General features: G+C 66.4%; 4 protein-coding genes. 1 reads left to right on the forward strand and 3 read right to left on the reverse strand.

Features of this window, described 5'->3' with window-relative positions; all coding sequences use genetic code 11:
* On the reverse strand, window positions 1-840 hold an 840-nt coding region (locus WA904_RS20885), incomplete at its 3' end, for a DUF808 domain-containing protein (protein WP_425199051.1).
* A 112-nt stretch (window positions 841-952) separates the two neighbouring features.
* Here WA904_RS20885 and WA904_RS20890 point away from each other — a divergent pair.
* Window positions 953-2,098: a metallophosphoesterase gene (locus WA904_RS20890; protein ID WP_425199053.1), complete on the forward strand. Its 1,146-nt coding sequence runs from the start codon at window positions 953-955 to the stop codon at window positions 2,096-2,098.
* 15 nt (window positions 2,099-2,113) lie between these two features.
* Here the strand turns inward: WA904_RS20890 and WA904_RS20895 are convergent, their stop codons facing one another.
* Window positions 2,114-2,479, reverse strand: a complete 366-nt coding sequence (locus WA904_RS20895; protein ID WP_425199052.1) for a glycine zipper domain-containing protein — start codon at window positions 2,477-2,479, stop codon at window positions 2,114-2,116.
* Between the two features lie 339 nt (window positions 2,480-2,818).
* On the reverse strand, window positions 2,819-2,991 hold a 173-nt coding region (locus WA904_RS20900; protein WP_425199054.1), incomplete at its 5' end, for an MGMT family protein.

The raw sequence follows: 2,991 nt of genomic DNA on the forward strand, positions 1-2,991 counted from the left end.
CAGCAGCGGCGTGACCGCGCCCAGCACGCTGCCGGCGCGCGCTGCCAGCGCTTCGATGGCATGGTGCAGGACCGGAACGCCGTGCGTCAGGATGCCGCCGCCGACCAGGAACATCGCCGCGGTGCCGGCTATCGACAAGCCCTTCATGAGCCAGGGCGCGGCCAGCACGATGCCGCGGCCCAGGCTGCGCAGCAGGCGGACACCGCCGCCCTCGCCCGCCTTCTGGCTCAGGTACAGGCCTGCATCGTCAAGCTTGACGATCCCGGCCACCAGGCCGTACACACCCACGGTCATGACGATGGCAATGCCGCTGAGCACGGCCAGCTGCGTGATGAAAGGGCTGGCCTGCACCGTGCCCAGGGTGATCGCAATAATTTCTGCCGACAGAATGAAGTCAGTCCGCACTGCGCCCTTGATCTTGTCTTTTTCGACCTGCACCAGGTCCACCGACGGGTCAGCCAGCGCCTTCACCAGCTCGTCATGGTGCGCCGCATCTTCGGCCCGGCTGTGCAGGAATTTATGCGCGAGTTTTTCAAACCCCTCATAACAGAGGAAAGCGCCCCCCACCATCAGCAAGGGTGTCACGGCCCAGGGTGCGAAGGCGCTGATGGCCAGCGCCACCGGCACCAGGATCGCCTTGTTCAGCATGGAGCCCTTGGCCACCGCCCACACCACCGGCAGCTCGCGATCGACATGGACACCGGAGACCTGCTGGGCGTTGAGCGCCAGGTCGTCCCCGAGCACACCAGCAGTTTTTTTGGCGGCGACCTTGGTCAGCAAGGCCACATCGTCCAGCACGGTGGCAATGTCGTCGATCAGCGCAAACAGGCTACTGGCCATGAAAATTTCCCTGGGAAGTCAAAGACAAACCCATCATAGTGTCGTGCTACGGCCTCTTGCATTTGCCAGCGATGCAGCCATCTTCACCAAGCCCCCACTTCCTGACCTGTCCATGCCGCTGCTGCTTTTTTCGTTTCTCCTGCACGCCTATATCGGCGTGCGCCTGCTGCCGGCCCTGAGCGGCTGGCCGCTGGCGAAGGTGCTGGTGGGCCTGCTTCTGCTGGCCTCCACCGTGCTGACACCGCTGGGCCTGACCGCCCGGCGTTTCAAGTCGCAGCCGCTGTCGGACCGCATGGCCTGGATCGGCATGCTGTTCATGGGCCTGTTTTCCTCGCTGTTTGTGCTGACGCTGCTGCGCGATGCGGCGCTGCTGGCCGGCTTGGGCGTGCTGGCAGCCATTCCTGCTGCCTTTTCGCTCGATGCGGCCGCCAGCAACTCGGCCGCGGCCGTTCCGCTGGCCGGCCTGTTCATGAGCCTGGTCGGCTTCTTCAATGCCAGGCGCACCGCTGCCGTGGTGCGCGTGGACGTGCCGATTGCAGGGCTGCCGGCGGCCCTGCATGGCTTTTCGATCGCGCAAATCAGCGACATCCACGTCGGCCCCACCATCAAGCAGGGTTACCTGCAGGCCATCGTGAGTGCGGTCAATGCGCTGCAGGTGGACGTGGTGGCCGTCACCGGCGACCTGGTGGACGGCACGGTGGCCGAACTGGCCCACCACGTGGCTCCGCTGGCGGAGCTGTCATCGACCCACGGCACCTACTTTGTCACCGGCAACCATGAATACTATTCAGGTGCCCACGCCTGGATTGCCGAGCTGCAGCGCCTGGGCTTGCGGGTGCTGATGAACGAACATGTGGTGCTGCAGCACGGCCAGCGGCCGGCGCAGGAGGCGCTGGTGCTCGCCGGTGTGGCCGACTGGAGCGCCGCGCATTTCGATGCAAGCCACCGCAGCGACCCACATGCGGCGCTGGCCGGCGCACCTGAAGCGGCAGCTGTGAGGCTGCTGCTGGCGCACCAGCCGCGCAGCGCAGCAGCGGCCGCCCACGCTGGATTTGACCTGCAGCTATCGGGCCACACGCATGGCGGCCAGTTCTGGCCCTGGAATTTTTTCGTGCGCTTTCAGCAGCCGTTCACGGCTGGCCTGCACCGGCTGAAAAACCTCTGGGTCTACACCAGCCGCGGCACCGGTTACTGGGGGCCGCCCAAGCGTTTCGGCGCGCCCTCGGAGATCACGCATCTGCGGCTGGTCCGGCCTTAATCAGCCAACAGGCGCTCAGTAGGAGCGGCGCGCGGTCAGCCGACCGACCAGCAGCCCCACCAGCAAGGCGCCGCCAATGGCCTGCAGCGGATGCTCCTTGATGTAGGCGCGGGAATAATCCACAGCCTGCAGCGGTGCATCGGTCAGGCGGTGCGCCTGGCTGCCGACCTTGCCGGCCACGCTGTTGGCGCCGCTGGCCAGCTTGTCCACCGTGCTGTGCGCGGCGCTGGCCGCGCGGTCCACCGAGTTGCGGGCTGGTTCGGCCACCCTGTCGATCGTGTTGTGGAGCGTGTGGCCGGCCTGCTCGACACCGCGCAGCACGGCGTTCTCGGCCGATGAGGAAGTGGAAGCGGGATAAGCGGTGCCGTTGGATTTTTCCATGATGGGGTCTTTCAAAAATAAGCGATGGGAATGAGCGCGGCGCCGTCGCGGCCACAGCGGGTGGCGGTGACGGGCGCTCATTTCACTTTCGCGCAGGGAAGGTGGGCGCGCTGTGCGCGCCGGGAGGCGCCGGCTGTAGGACAAGGGAGCCAGCGGGCAAGGAGTCTGTGCGGCAGAAGGCGTCGAAGCGAAAAGTGGCCCCGGCGAGCGCAGTTTTTGCCGGGTTTGCAGCGCCATAGCCGTAGCTATGGGGCAAAGAGCCGGTAAAAAATGGGCCGTCGCGGCCGCTTTGCAGCCGACGCTCCTTCTGCCGCGCAGACTCCTGGACGCTGGCCGGGCTCAGTCGAACAGGCCGGGCGTGCCGCGCATCGCGCCTTCGATGATCAGCAGCCTGAGCTTGGTGCGAACGCCGCCGCCGGCTGAAAATCCGCCCGGCTTGTCGCCGGCGGCCAGCACCCGGTGGCAGGGAACCACAGGTGCAAACGGGTTGCGGCCCAGGGCCTGCCCGACCG

This window comes from Polaromonas sp. (genome assembly GCF_049790275.1).
Lineage (GTDB): Bacteria > Pseudomonadota > Gammaproteobacteria > Burkholderiales > Burkholderiaceae_C > Polaromonas.